This is a genomic window from Culturomica sp., assembly GCF_003524185.1.
GTDB classification, from domain to species: Bacteria; Bacteroidota; Bacteroidia; order Bacteroidales; family Marinifilaceae; genus Culturomica; species Culturomica massiliensis.
In genome coordinates this window covers 83427-98150 of the sequence record NZ_DOED01000033.1, presented here as the reverse complement: position 1 = coordinate 98150, position 14724 = coordinate 83427, and the positions used below count along the sequence as shown (strand labels likewise).

Genomic DNA, 14724 nt, shown 5'->3' with positions numbered 1-14724 from the left:
TTTATTTTGACCGCATTCAATTGGTTTACAAAAGAATTGTTAAACTCCCTAATATTCTCATTTACTTCAGCTAACAGGAACAAAACAGATTTACAAAACAACATATTCTTATAATACAATATTCAAATCCTCAGCGTCATACATTCCCGGAATTCGGCGATTATCAATAATTATTGTCGGAGTGCCGGTAATCTGTATTTTTTTACAATAATCCATTTGCATCTTCAAAATTTGGGGGGCTCGCACATCGATTTCCATATTTTCCGGCAACGTCTTTTTCTCAAACCAGTCAGAAATAAGCCGATTCGTTTCCTCCCATTTATCTTTGATTCCCGAAGAAATCATTTTCAAAGCGGCTTGATAGGATCTCTGATCTCCACTATTTACGACAAATACCAAATTAACACGATAACCTTCCAATGATATGACAATGTCATATACTTTTACACACAAAGAACATGCAGGGTTTATTATAATTGTAATGCTGTGTTCTGTTTCAGCGTAATTGCTTATAACCGGAACAGTACCAATATCTATAGGTTCCTTGTCCTGTAAGGCAAGTAGTTCCCAAAAAATACCGGGAGAACTCACAAGGCACTCGTGCTTAAACCGCCATAACGGTATCATCCGATTCTGCCCTACAATTTCTATCATCTTTTTTATTATCAGCAAACACAAAATAAATACAACGGTATAATTTATCAGCCCGATATAAAATTCAATACCCCACAATCTATTTATCTCTTCACCCCGTAGAAAAATTTCGTTGAGAAAATCTACAATCAATACAATATCAATTGTAAGACATAACGTACACCATTTTCGATGTAAGCTCTGCCACACAAACGAATAAACCACAAACAACATGGCCAATACATTCAGCAAAAGAAACACCGCTTCCGGATTTGAAACAATGAAAACACCCCATATAAGGGAGGACGCAAAATAGGCCAACGACAATTCACCAAGCGATACCCAACCTAACAATTTTGCTCCTGCTGATTTAAATACGTCATTACAATCAGAATGTCGTCCAATATGACAAAAATGCCGGACGAGTTGAGGCCGGAATTCTGCTTTAACAACCGTCAGTAATGAAATTATCAGCCCGATCATTTTTATCAAATAACGAAAATCCGGAAAGTCAGAATTTTTTATGAGTCCCCATATCAACAGGTACGAAACCAATACAATCATCCAAAATACCATCCTCCGGCTAACATACCACAATCCCTGTTTAAACTTATAAACCAGTAAAGTATCCTCTTTCGTGTCAACACCTTTTTCAGCTATAAGTACCGTACCATCCCACTCTCTCTGAAACTGATCGAAAGTTTGTACGATTTTATAACCGAAAACCGTACGTAATAAAACGGAAACTTTATCTGTATCGAAACCTTCGACGAGATAAAAAGGATATTCACTATTACCCATCGCCACGATAAAAGGACTTTCAATCTCGAAAAGCTGATTAAATTCAAGCCTGCACACCACATTTTCTACATGTAACCCATCTAGCGTATCGCTCAATGCGCGGAAACTATGGGGCAAGGGATGTTTATCATAAACCTCCCGAATGTGCAAAAGATCTATTCTGATCCCTAACGCACAAAGGAAGGAATGTAAAAGATCAGGTGCAGGAGTCTTCATTCTCTTAGCAATTTAATTTGTTCACTCCCGTTCGATAGGATTGTAAGGGACTGTCCATTCTGCCGTCAAATCCCTGGATTTTTTAGTCTGAGGATCATATACCCTGAATACCCTCGTTCCACCTGCCGTAAGTGCTTCTAATGGTGCCGTATGAACCCGACGCTCAAAACGTCTCCAATTCTCTTTCGAAATGGATTTACTCCGCCATTTGTAGGAGCGAATCGGTTGGGATTCATCGCTCAAACCTTCACAAATAAATTCATATTCACCACTACTATCCACAGCTTTCAGTATAAGCCCCGGAAGACCCGATAATTTCCATGGCCCGAAATTAAGCGGTATATCCATCGTGTAATAAGCCTTCCACAAACGCCCTGCATAACAGGTCCGGGCAACATGGCAAGCATAACCACAAACCGAATCCGCTCCATCAATATACTCCCACTGAAGTACAGGCATCGGCTCACTGTAAAACTTAGAGACTTCATCCTCATAAGGCATCCTGTGAATGGTAGTGACCGTCCGTTTGGAAAGATCGAAAATCATATCCCAGTCGATATACACCGTCCCATCAATGCCATATCCTTCCTCCCGGACAGTTTTACCCATCTCAAAGTCCGTATAAGACATATCGTCCAAAAAGGTGCGTTGTGAATAAAATTTGGAATAGTTTTTCCCTATTTGCAGGATCATCTGATCAACAAGTATCTTCCGCTTAACCGTATCTTGGATAAAATTCATCCGATAAGTCACAGTTAACAGTGTACGGTCCAGCTCCTTAAATTTATCCATGCGTTGGCTACCGTACCACAAACTACCCATATCACCCTCTTCCAAAATAACCATTTCTTTAACCTGACCTTTCCCCTCGATACAAAACAAAAGACATAATAACAGGAATAATAAACGCATTTGTTCCATATTTTTATATGAAAAATTATAATAAAATAAGGTTGTCTAAGACATTTTTCAATGTCTTAGACAATCCTAAAACATACTAATAATTAGCACTCAGCTTTACCACCTTCAGGTGTTGAACTCCAAACTTTGTCAAGAGCATCTGCAACACTATCACTTTTGAACTTCAATTTTACAGTTGAACCATCGGGATATGTAATCGTACATCTGTATCTCTTTCCACCAGTGACCTCTGTCATTTGCTTTTTTGTAAGTTGCTGTGCAGCAAAATTTTTCATTGCATTCATAATAAATGTGATTTAATTTAGTATAATAAAATATGAACCTTTTGTTTTTCGTCAGATGTTCTTTAACTGACGTTTCCTGTTTTAAATTCACATTACCGTGAAAATAATCTTAACTTTGCAATGCCTTTCTGCGATTTAGTTAAACGAATAAACACTCACACTTGGTTTTGCTTCCTCGTAGGAAGGTTTTTATTTGCTGCGGCTGGCAAGACCGAAGCGAATAATACCCGAATAACTCGTATTCGTTTTTTTATTTTTCCAGTATTTTCAGCGTAAACTGAACTTCACTTTAAACATTACCGAAGCCGGACGGAGCTTATAGGAATAAACATAACTCGTAATATCACTGTAAGACGCCGAGTTGAATACCCTCGTGTCCAACAGATTGCGAGCCTCAATACTATAAGCCATACGCCCGATATTATATTCCAGACCTGCATCCAGGAAAAACATATTGCGATCCGCTCCACCGACACCCGCATTGTAGTAATAATCACACCCCACCCGACAAATGAATTTCTTCTTGATAATAAAATTCATTGTTGCCTCTTGCTGTACAACGTCAATCGGCTCAAGTTGGTCACCTCCCTCAATATTGCTACGGCTACGGGAATATTCTACATCATAGTCCAAACGCACAGCCTGAGTAAACTGACTTGCAAAACCAAAACTTACTGTAGCCAGATCGTAAGTCGTTTGCATCACCTTTCCCTGTCGCAATACCTCTGCCCACGACCGATTGAAACCGCCGGAAACATTAATGGTAGTAGAAATTCCGTCAAAGCGTTTACTAACTTCTCCATTGACACTGAACCCCTTCGAATTGTTATCCAACAAAACAGACTCAATACGGCTCAGCGACCCTTCATAAGTCGTACCGTACATCAAATTGCGCTGTGTACGCCAATAACGGATATCAAACGAGCCAAATAGTGCCCGGATGGCATTTCCATAAGAAAACGAAGCTGAATAATTCTGTATCTTGTTGCGACTGATCTCCCCCTTCTTGCTCGAAATCATCCGATAATCGGTCATGATAAAGCCACTGTAAGTGTCATAGAGTCCGCCGATATTTTCCTGATAGGAAGCACGCGCCGAAAATTTAAGATTTACCGTCAATGCCGACTGTATTGAAAACGAAGGAGAAAAAATCAAATCATCAGATTTATCTGTCTTTCCTCTCACGTTATCCTCTGTCCGAAGACTCATAAAGTCCAAAGGCACGTAAAGCGAGGCATTGAATTTTTCACCTATACGGTAGCTAATCCCAGGCCCCACAATCAAGTCAAACTTACGCCAATAAATGTCGTTACGCATCGTATCAACAGTTGGAAGCGTCTGACCCCGAGCATTCATCGGTGCAAGTTCCGAATCCATCCTTTCGATCCGTGCATTAAGAGCCGCATTAAGCGAAAAATTCCAACGTTTGACAGAATATGAGGTAAAAGCCCGATTTTGGGTACGAAAACATTTACTATCAAGCATCTGATGTGCATTCGGATAATCCGTAGGCGTATCGAATACCTCCGGATAAAGCATAGGATAAATACGCAACGTAGTAGGCTGTGTACTGTAGTCCGTCTCGGAATTGAAATTCAAAGTCCATTTTCTGAACTGCCGCACATTATGAAATCGATTGCGTATTGTAATCTTCGGTAATCGAAAGCGCTGATCAACGCGATCATCCCCCATCATTACACGCCCTAAATCAGAATTCCATTCACCGCTAAAAGTGAACTTCTCTTGCAAGTAATGCTTACTGGTATTGGAATTTAGCTGCAAACTCACCTCCGTCCGATCGTTACGTTGATCAGCAAGGGTCTGTTCTCTGATAACGAGAGGCGATTGGCCCGAAAGATAATAAGTGGTTATCGAAGAACCCTTTGAAGTTCGGAAATCGTGAATATAATGGGCATTGGCCTTTAACTCCAGCTCCTTTTTGAGTTTAGTAACGGTATTAACAGAGATCGTGTGTACATCGTTATCCAGATAACGCTTCTTATCAAGCGAGGGCTTAGTCGGGGTATGTACTCCCAAAATCGACAAGGTCGAACCCAAGCCACCATAAAACGACGTAAGCTCCTGCTCCACATCATCGCCCGTATTGTTTGTCTTATAAGTATTGAGCGTCTGGAAACGGCGTCCAAAATACATAGTTGTAGCCTCAATATTCCGCATCCACGGCTTATAGCCTGCTCCAAGCTGAAGAGTTGCATTCCATGTCCCCTTGGCAGACTCTTTGAGCCGCAAATTAATAGCTGCACGATCTGTCGGAGCTAATTTCTGAAGTGCTTTGATGGGTTGATGATTTTCATAAACTTCCACCTTGGCAATATCCCTGGCCTGAATATTATTTGTAGCAATACCGTAACGACCTTCGAGCATATCCATATCTTCAACATAAAATTTATTGATTGCCCTGCCATTATATCTAATCTCTCCTGACTTCGCCACTTCGATTCCCGGCATTTTCCTCAGTACATCTCCAATTGTATGATCAGTAGGATCAAGATATTTGGCAACCATATAGCTCAGGGTATCCCTGCGCCGAGTTACAGACGGAGCCTTTACAACAACCTCTTTAATTTTCACCCGCTCAAATTCTACCAGAAGATCTATTTGCTGCGAACGACAAGCAACTATCTGCCATTGCTCCCTGACATTAAAACCTTTTATAACCACACTCAGTGAATCCGGTCCAGCTTGGCAAGAAATCGAAAAAGATCCGTTTCCCTGTGTAATGTCGTATCCATAAATAATCCGGCGGGAAATATCCTGAAGGATAACATTTACTCCCTCCACAGGCTTCTTTGTCTGCATATCGCAGACAGTCCCTGTGATCTTAACACGTTGCTGAGCAACAGCTATTTCACAGAAAAGTAAGACAAGTGTAAGCAGCAGATATTTTACCATAAACTAAAATTTATATCTGATTCAACTCAAAATATATTCCTTAAGCTGATTATTATTCAATTTTCCACATATTCAATTGGATTGTATGGAATCGTCCACGTTTTGTCAAGGTACTCCTTTTGTCCATCAGAAGTACTATAAACGATATAAGCTTCCTCGCCTTTAGCATAAGTTTCAAACGGATGTTCAAAACATTTTCTCTCATATCGAAGGTAATTGCGCAATGTTTTCAGATTTTGTTCTGAAATGAAGCGATAATTCATGATCGGCTCATTACTTTTCCGAACTTCAGTACACTCGAACACAAAGCCTCCGTCTTTATCACAAGCAGCCAGAATAAGTCCTGGCAACCCCTGTAATTTCCATGGACCGAAAGAGAATGGAATATCTTTTGTAAACCACACCTCCCAAATTCTTCCACCGTAATCTGTAGTTGCTCTTCGACAGGAATACCCTAAAATTAACTGTTCCTCATCATGAATAATCCATGAAAGTTTCGGAAGTGGTTGATTATAACGCTTCATGCAGTCATATTCAAAATAATCGCCACATCTCACAGTTAACTTTCCAGACCGGCAATCTAAAAGAATATCTGAAAAAAGATTTGAAGGTTTTTCACCAACAGCACGACGCAATTTGATTAATGTAGTATCCGATACACCTTCGGTCAACAGCAAATGGCTATAATGAAGATGTAAATCCGATTGGCGAACAAATCGTTCTCCAACCAGCATTAAAATATCACAGCCATAGTTCCGGATATTTTTTGCCGTATCAATTTTCGAATACCGATATTTTAATGCTAAAACTGCCTCGTCGATTTTAGTCGAATCCACAATTGTAGCCGCTAACATCGACAATTTATCAATGCCGTCTTTTATAATTACAAATTTTTGTCCTACGACATTCAACGAAAAGCACAATAAAATCATGCAAATGATTCTTTTCATATATAAATCTCAATTCCATGAATATTAATAAATTATCAAAACTCATCATTCACCCTATCACACTATTATTAACAAAGATATAAAAATATTATTAATATAATATATATCAATTCATATTTAACAGTTTAGTTTTAATTAACCATGATACAATTCCATTGTAATCATACCTTAATTATAAAAGTATAGAATATATTGTCAGATTTAAATAACAGATATACGCTTCCCTGATATAGCGGCAAAAACTCAGAAATAAAAATATTAACATACTGATTTTTTATAGATTATCTGTATCTTGAAAAGATAATCTATACTTTCCCGACAAATATATCTGTTACTTGAAAACGTAAAAATAAATATAACGAAGCACTCTATTCATTCATTGTTTTTTCATATCAGTTCGTCAAATAACTCGTTCAGACTGTTTTACAGGCAACTAAATTTCCGGAAAATCGTAAATAATAAGTCGGAAAATAATCTGGCATAAATAAGTACCAACTCCATCAAAAACACCTATATTTGAACTCAAATACAAGCATATGAAAAAGGTTATATTTATAGCAATGGCTATTTTAGTCGCCATTGCCTGTACTCACGACAAAAACATTTATACGGAACCTCAGGAACGCATTGCGTATTGTGAGGCATTCGAAAATTATGAGGTACCGGTTAAAGCCGGCTACACGACGATTGTAACCGAAGGAGACGATACGCTGGCCGTAGTCAATGAACCGACAACAATCAAAATCCCCAAAGGCAGTATTCTACCTTCCAGGGGAGAATCCGGTATTAAAGTCGATTTTGCCATTCTGAACAACGTAGATACCTATAGTCAGTATTGGCAAGCCGTTATGTTCGAGGATACGGAATACGGTGATTACGACTACAACGATTTAGTCATACATGTAAAGAATGTCCTCGGCAACGGCGGTAAGGAATGGGATTTACACAATATATATATACAGCCGATTGCCCTCGGCGGCGGAAAAACCATCAAACTGGGCTGTATATTACCGGACAATTCCGAACACATTATTACGGAAGATGTCAGAACCGATTTGTTCCATGGGGCCAAAGGATTTATCAATACGGTAAATGATAACACACCGATACGTTATAAACTGATGCCTCAAATCACAAACTATAAATTAGCTAAAGGAACAAAAAAAAGTATCGCCTGGTTTATCGAGGTGGATGGGAAAAGATATTATGCCGTAACATCCGACTACGACTATCAGAGATATGATATGCTTAATCATGAAGGGATGCCTTACGGCCTGGTTGTAGGTAAAGACAATGGAACATTTAAATATCCACAGGAAAAAATCTCCATTTTTAAGGCATACCCGGATTTTAGTGACTGGGTCAACGGCAGGGCAAGCTGGATCGGCACCCCCCAAACAAATATGACGAGCAAATTTTGTAACAACATCATTCCCGGCAAAGACGGACGTCTTTATAAAATCTGGGACTATCAGGATTTGGAATAAAATACGCTTTTATTTAATAACCTTTTCAGAAAAACCGGACGATAGTTCGTCCGGTTTTTTTATACCTCTTTTTCTTTCCGTTTCATTCACGGCAAGCAGCTGCTCATCCCGGCGACAAAAAACGGCAAAATCTCAAAAAAAGAGCTGTGTCACAGACACAGCTCCCAAGTTTATAAGATTTATCATTCATCATCTTCAGCCTCGTCATAAGACTTCAACAATTCCTCCTGAATTTCACCCGGCACTTTTTCGTATCCGGCAAATTTCATACTGAATGTCGCACGGCCTCCGGTAATCGAACTCAAGGCAGTTGAATAGCGTTGCATCTCCTTCAAAGGTACCTTTGCGATAATCTTCTGGAAACCGCTGTCTGAATCCATTCCCATAATAACGGCCCTGCGGGTCTGCAAATCACTCATCACGTCTCCCATGTCTTCTTCAGGCACCAGTACTTCTACGTCATAGATCGGTTCCAACACCTTCGGCATGGCATTTTTAAACGCTTCGCTGAAAGCATGACGTCCGGCCAAACGGAATGAAATTTCATTTGAGTCTACCGGGTGCATCTTACCGTCGTATATACACACACGTATGTCACGGGCATAAGACCCCGTCAACGGTCCCTCTTCCATCTTCTCCATAATACCTTTCAGGATCGCCGGCATAAAACGGGCTTCGATCACACCCCCGACAATACAGTTGTAAAATACCAGTTTTCCTCCCCACGGCAGGTTATATTCCTCTTTCCCTTTCACAGACATTTTGCTGTCGATGCCTCCGATTTTATAAGAAGTCGGTTCCGGCATACCTTCCACATAAGGTTCGATAACCATATGTACTTCACCGAACTGTCCCGCACCGCCGGATTGCTTTTTATGCCGGTAGTCTGCCTGGGCGAACTTGGTTATCGTTTCCCGGTAGGGAATTTTAGGTACGATAAATTCAATCGGCAGTTTATCATTGTGCTCAATACGCCATTTCATCGTATTCAGATGGAACTCACCCTGACCGGAAAGAATCAATTGTTTCAGTTCCTTAGAATACTCTACTAATAACGACGGATCCTCCTCATGCATACGGTTAAGTACTTCAGCTACCTTTTCGTCGTCGTTCTTGTTTACAGCCTTCACGGCTGTACGGAAACGGGGTTCCGGATACTTAAAGCCCGGGAAGCGATATTCACAATCCTTTTCATTCAGGGTGTCCCCGTTCTTCGTTCCTTTCAGCTTTACGGTTGCCCCGATATCTCCGGCCTTCAGCTCCGTTACTTTCGTACGGTTTTTCCCGGCCGCAGCAAACAACTGAGAAAAACGTTCTTTCGTACTATTCGTCATATTGGTAAGGTCATCCCCTTCTTTCAAACTCCCCGACATGACTTTAAAATAGTTGATCTCACCCAAATGCGGTTCGATAGAAGTCGCAAAAACAAATACAGAGGTCGGCCCCTCGGCATTGTACGGCACAAGTTCTCCGTCGACAGTCTTTGTACCCGGCATAGCTGCTGCACTCGGCGCTACATTCACCAAAAACTCCATAAACCGACGTACACACATGTCTTTTTCTGCCGATACGCAGAATACGGGAAACATATCCCGCTTGATCAATCCTGCCCGTATTCCGGCACGCATCTCATCTTCTGTCAGGCTACCTTTTTCAAAATAAAGCTCCATCAGCTTCTCGTCATTCTCGGCCGCAGCTTCCACCAATATATTATGCAATTCTTCCGCTTTTTCCTTTTCCTCGTCAGGGATCGGCAATACCTCCGGCTTACCGCCTTCCGGCCCCCACTTATACATCTCCATCTTCAACACATCTACGACCCTATTAAATCCGTTACCCGGATTTACCGGATATTGCACCAATACAATTTTCTTACCGAAAGAAGCCTTTGCATGCTCAATCGTCTGTTCGAAATTAGCCTTCTCGTGATCCAATTGGTTGACAACAAAAATCACCGGTCTATTCATCCGTTTAGCATGACGGCTGATAATTTCAGTACCGACTTCCACACCTTTTACTGCATTCACAACCATGACTGCAGCATCCGCCACTTCCAGCGCAGAGATAACGCCTCCGACAAAATCATCGGCTCCCGGAGTATCGATAAAATTAAGCTTTTGGTTTTTCCACTCAGCATACAATACTGCCGGAAATACAGAAGAACCGTATTCCTGTTCAACGGGCCGGTAATCAGAGGAGGTATTTTTAGCACTTACGCTACCTCTGCGCGGGATGACCCCGCCCTCGTACATCATCGCTTCAGCCAGTGTGGTCTTACCAGAACCTGCACTGCCCACGAGTGCGATATTTTTAATCTCGTTAGGACTATAGGTTTTCATGGTTAATAAGTTTTAGGTTATTATTGTTGTCTGAAAAGAAAAAGACGCAGAAAAAGAAGAAAATTTTCCATTCCGACCGCCCTCTGCGATTTCAAACGTTTTAAATCGGTTCACAAATTATATACAATTTTTGAAAAAAACAAGTGATTTTCCGTCTGCCTTTCAATTTAAATCGCTAATTACTGTATCTCAACCCTAAAATTATGTTGTAACAGAAATGTAACTTTTCCGTCATTTTTACGAAACTATTCTGACCTAATTTTGTAACACAATTCTGGATAATTACTAAACCATTCTTATGAAAAGACTTAGCTTTTTTGTACTCTTTACATTATCGATTTTAATTCTTCGTGCGCAGGAACAGAAAATTACCATCACAGGTAAACCCATTGTAACCTTGTTTGCCAACTATCACACAGGACTCGGACATGCCAACTCAAGCTCCGGATTTGAACTGGACAGAGCCTATCTGGGCTACCAATTCAAACTGACGGAGAATTTCGGTGGCAAGGTGATATTCGACATTGGGGAAACCAATCTAAAAGGTGCCGATCTGGAACGAGTCGCTTACGTAAAAAATGCGATGCTCAGTTGGACTCCGGGCAATTTCACGTTGGATTTCGGACTCGTAAAAACAGAACAGTTCAGTTTACAGGAATCTTTCTGGGGCTACCGGTATATCCTCAAATCCTTTGATGACGAATACAAATTCGGGCCCAGTGCCGACATGGGAATTATCGGCAAATACCGTTTTAACGATTACATAAGTGCTGATCTCTCTTTTACAAACGGAGAAGGCTACAAAAAGATCAACAAAGACAACAATTACCGCTATGGAGCCGGAGTAACCCTTACCCCCGTCACCGATCTTACATTCCGGATATACGGAGATATTTATACAGGAAACAGCGATTCCACGGAAAACCAGTCGAACCTTTCCCTCTTTGCCGGTTACCGGCACAAACTGTTCCGTATCGGAGCAGAATACAACAAATTATGGAATGCCACTTTTACAGAAGGAAACAATAAAGACGGCTATTCGGTCTACACTTCCGTCAACGCAGGAAAAAAATTCACGGTTTTCGGCCGTTACGACTACCTACATTCCCAGGAAGAACAATTCCGGGAAACAGACGGACAACGCATACTTGCCGGAGTACAGTATACACCGATCCGGTTTTTGAAACTCTCTCCCAATTTCAGAAACTGGAATCCTCAAAACGGCAAAGCCGAATCTTTTATATACCTCAATCTCGAATTCAAGCTTTAAAAACAAAGAAACCGGGTTTTATCCTGCCCTGACAGGGCAGGATAAAACTTCTCAACGCCCTATTTCAAAAGGAGCTCTCACCGAAACTCCGTGACGCATTAAATTCATTAAATTCGGATACAAACGTTCCCGGAAAGAATCCCATTTCCGGAACTCCATCCGGGTCCAACCTGCTTCCGCCAATGCCAATGCCCGGGGATAAGTCATATAAGTCACCCGGTTGATATCCTTGATGGCCTCTCCCCACAAGGTCCCCATTATTCCCAATATATGATTTTGCTCCGTTGCCGGGCGGCCATATCCGGGGTCAAAGCGATAACACGTCTCTAAAGAAGTAACCGGCATTCCCCAATTATTAAATTCAGGCAGATCTCCCGGCCATTGGGGATAATCCAAATAAGCATACTCTCCGGGCGCCATAATCAATTGATGCCCGTGTTGCAGAGTCAAATCCATACAAAAAGGGGTCAGGCCATAACGCCAGGTCACTAACGTCACATCCTGCGGATAAGGGAAAAGATACCCGGAGACAGGCATCCGGATATTATCCAGTTCACACCACAAAATCGCTTCTTTTCCGTTATCCCGGACATAAGGCAGTATTCTTCCGAAAAAATATCCCATTAACTCGCTGACTTTCGCATAGCCCTTTTCCTTCATCAAGGCACGGCATCGCTCACACCGCATCCAGTTTTCTTCAATAATCGCTTCATCGCCTCCCAAATGTATTCGCTTCGAAGGAAAAATTGCCGCCACCTCTTGAATAATATCCTCATAAAGTTTATAAACTTTATCGTTCCCCGCACATAACATCAAATTCACCGTCTCTCCCATCACTTTCTGAACCGATTCCGTATGGGGACACCCCAGTTCCGGAAAAGCAGCCAATACGGCAACGGTATGACCGGGGATATCCAGCTCCGGCACAATTTCTACATTTCTCTCCGCAGCATAACGCACCAACTCTTTCAATTCCTCCTGGGTATAAAATCCGTTGTCCGGCCCTTCATTCCCTCCTTGCGGATTCCGGTTTGCCCCGACAGCCGTCAGAGCAGGATATTTCCGGATCTCTACACGCCAACCCTGATCATCAGTCAGATGCAATTGCAATACATTGTATTTGTAGCGGACCATCTGATCGATAAAAAATTTCACATCCTTTACCGGTAAAAAATGACGGGCAGGATCGAGCATCAATGCCCGGTAAGCAAAACGGGGGGCATCGTCAATATATACAGGAGCAATTCTGGCTCCGGCAGAACGGCACACATCCCCCAATAACAATTGATCCAATGTCATGATTCCCCAATACACGGCTCCCGGTGTAGCTCCTTTAATCACCACCCGGTCACGCTCAACCGACAATATATAATGCTCTTTCCCTTCCATTGCCGGATCTACTTGCAGACTTATCACCGATCCTTCACCGGCCGTTCCGGTTACTGAAAGCCCGGTACGCTCCTGTAAAATACGCCGTAACTCTGAAGCAGCAAAAGCCAGAGAATCCGAATCAACGGTTACCACGGTTTTCGGTGTCACTATAAAATCCTCACCCGAACCCGGTTCTACCCGGTTAGGCATGGGCAACAAAGCAGACAAATAATCCTGCGCCGACAATGTCATACTCACCAACAAAAAGAAAAATAAACATCTTATCTTCATATATCCTATATTTGATTTTTTTATTCTAAAATTTTATTTCCCACCCCACCTTACAATTTGTCTTTACGGACATTTTGCATTTTAAACGAATGTTTCACAACTGACAAACCGATTCTGACAATCGCTTGCGATCACGGCTCCACATCAAAAAGTCGCCGTCCCACAACATCCCAAGACCGATAAATATTGCAGACTTTAATTTACAACTTTAGATTATACCCGTACCCCTCCCCCGTAAATAGAGGAATTATTAATCGTAACCCAAAATCCACAACCAGACACGGTAACCTGACAAAGATAATAAGAAAGCTGAATTTTGTCAGCATTTGTTAAATATATCCAAAACAAACTGCAATAACGGCATTCCTCGTATCTTTGAATAAAATGGTATATTTTTTGTACCTTTTCCAAGTATAATATTAATTTAAACAGCAATGGAACACACAGCATTATTTGCAGGTAATTTATGGATTTGGGTTATTTTTATCGGATTTACCCTGATCAGCTGGCTCATCAGCAACCAATTGAAAAGTCGTTTTACAAAATATTCCAAAATACCGACAGCCAATGGCATGACAGGACGGGACGTCGCCGAAAAGATGTTGCGGGACAATGGAATTACAGGTGTTAAAATCGGAAGTGTGGAAGGACAACTCACCGACCATTACAACCCGGTCAATAAAACAATCAACTTGAGCAAGGAAGTCTACTTCGGCAACAGTATCGCAGCGGCAGCGGTTGCCGCCCACGAATGCGGACATGCCGTACAACATGCTAAAGCGTACAGTATGCTGAAAATGCGCTCCGCACTCGTTCCGGTTGTGAGCTTTGCCTCTCATTGGGTACAATGGATATTGTTGGCGGGAATCTTAATGGTGAACACCTTTCCTCAACTTTTACTCGCCGGTATTATCCTGTTTGCGATAATGACGTTATTCAGCTTCATTACACTCCCCGTTGAAATCAACGCCAGTCACCGGGCTCTGGTATGGTTGCGAAATTCCGGCATAACCGACTATCAAACCCAGGGCTATGCCTTCGATGCATTAAAGTGGGCAGCTTATACGTATGTCATTGCAGCACTTTCATCCCTGGCGACCTTGTTATACTATGTCATGATCTATCTGGGAAGAAGGAATTAAAATTCCCAAAAAACTTATACAAAACTATAAGTGATCGGAGGATTGTATCCTCCGATCGTTTTTTGTTACTTATTTTCAGTTATACAACATCCGAAAGGGGAAATGC

10 protein-coding genes are annotated in these 14724 nt (G+C 41.5%); 3 read left to right on the top strand and 7 right to left on the bottom strand.

The features are described from left to right. Positions 1–108: 108 nt before the first annotated feature. The 5 genes from DD657_RS11595 to DD657_RS11575 form a co-directional block, all read right to left on the bottom strand. Positions 109–1650 (bottom strand): vitamin K epoxide reductase family protein, encoded by a 1542-nt coding sequence (locus DD657_RS11595; RefSeq protein ID WP_287049956.1) that lies wholly within the window; start codon positions 1648–1650, stop codon positions 109–111. A gap of 21 nt (positions 1651–1671) precedes the next feature. Then, entirely contained in the window at positions 1672–2562 is an 891-nt protein-coding gene (locus DD657_RS11590) for a GLPGLI family protein (protein WP_287049954.1), read from the bottom strand. Between the two features lie 92 nt (positions 2563–2654). Further along, positions 2655–2855, bottom strand: coding sequence for a hypothetical protein (locus DD657_RS11585; RefSeq protein WP_287049952.1), 201 nt, complete (start codon positions 2853–2855; stop codon positions 2655–2657). A 267-nt stretch (positions 2856–3122) separates the two neighbouring features. Beyond that, complete coding sequence (locus DD657_RS11580) at positions 3123–5768, bottom strand: carboxypeptidase-like regulatory domain-containing protein (RefSeq protein ID WP_287049951.1); 2646 nt, start codon at positions 5766–5768, stop codon at positions 3123–3125. Between the two features lie 56 nt (positions 5769–5824). Continuing rightward, complete coding sequence (locus DD657_RS11575; protein ID WP_287049949.1) at positions 5825–6718, bottom strand: GLPGLI family protein; 894 nt, start codon at positions 6716–6718, stop codon at positions 5825–5827. A 536-nt stretch (positions 6719–7254) separates the two neighbouring features. On the opposite strand from DD657_RS11575, the gene DD657_RS11570 reads away from it, so the two are divergent. Continuing rightward, the gene (locus tag DD657_RS11570) at positions 7255–8205 is read left to right on the top strand and encodes a DUF4842 domain-containing protein (protein WP_287049948.1); all 951 of its coding nucleotides are present in this window, start codon (positions 7255–7257) and stop codon (positions 8203–8205) included. A gap of 182 nt (positions 8206–8387) precedes the next feature. On the opposite strand, the gene fusA2 is transcribed toward DD657_RS11570, so the two are convergent. Beyond that, complete coding sequence (gene fusA2 / locus DD657_RS11565) at positions 8388–10544, bottom strand: elongation factor G2 (protein ID WP_021989058.1); 2157 nt, start codon at positions 10542–10544, stop codon at positions 8388–8390. Between the two features lie 298 nt (positions 10545–10842). Here fusA2 and DD657_RS11560 point away from each other — a divergent pair, with 298 nt between their 5' ends. Beyond that, positions 10843–11814, top strand: coding sequence for a hypothetical protein (locus DD657_RS11560; protein WP_021989059.1), 972 nt, complete (start codon positions 10843–10845; stop codon positions 11812–11814). A 51-nt stretch (positions 11815–11865) separates the two neighbouring features. On the opposite strand, the gene DD657_RS11555 is transcribed toward DD657_RS11560, so the two are convergent. Beyond that, positions 11866–13476: a beta-N-acetylhexosaminidase gene (locus DD657_RS11555; protein WP_287049946.1), complete on the bottom strand. Its 1611-nt coding sequence runs from the start codon at positions 13474–13476 to the stop codon at positions 11866–11868. Between the two features lie 434 nt (positions 13477–13910). On the opposite strand from DD657_RS11555, the gene DD657_RS11550 reads away from it, so the two are divergent. Further along, positions 13911–14618, top strand: a complete 708-nt coding sequence (locus DD657_RS11550) for a zinc metallopeptidase (RefSeq protein WP_021989061.1) — start codon at positions 13911–13913, stop codon at positions 14616–14618. The last annotated feature ends 106 nt before the right edge of the window (positions 14619–14724 follow it).